Source organism: Streptomyces sp. WM4235, assembly GCF_001279725.1.
GTDB lineage: Bacteria > Actinomycetota > Actinomycetes > Streptomycetales > Streptomycetaceae > Streptomyces.
The window spans coordinates 1-338 of record NZ_LGDE01000350.1 but is presented as its reverse complement, the minus strand read 5'-3'; the positions used below and the strand labels follow the sequence as shown (position 1 = coordinate 338).

Genomic DNA, 338 nt, shown 5'->3' with positions numbered 1-338 from the left:
GCCGACGCCGCCGGCCGCGGCGCCTTGCGCAGGCGGCGCCAGAACCGCCGCCGGGCCATCGGTGGCGCGGTCATCGCCGCGTGTGTCGCGGGCGGCGGCCTGGTGTACCTCGGCTCGCTTCCCGGTTCCGGCGAACCCGAGGCCGCCGGCAGCGCCCCCGCGTCCCCGCTGGCGGCGCTCTCCGCACCCGACGCGAGCACCGCCTCCCCGTCGGCCTCCGCATCGCCTTCGCCGTCCCCGTCCGTGTCCCCCTCCGCCCCCCCCCCCCCGTCGGCCGCCCCCTCCCCGTCGCCGAGCCAGACCCCGAAGCCGAAGCCGACGCCGAAGCGGACCAAGAG

1 pseudogene is annotated in these 338 nt (G+C 80.2%); it reads right to left on the bottom strand.

What is annotated here, in order from left to right:
• A pseudogene (locus ADK55_RS40010) lies at positions 1–338 on the bottom strand (hypothetical protein); the annotation flags it as partial.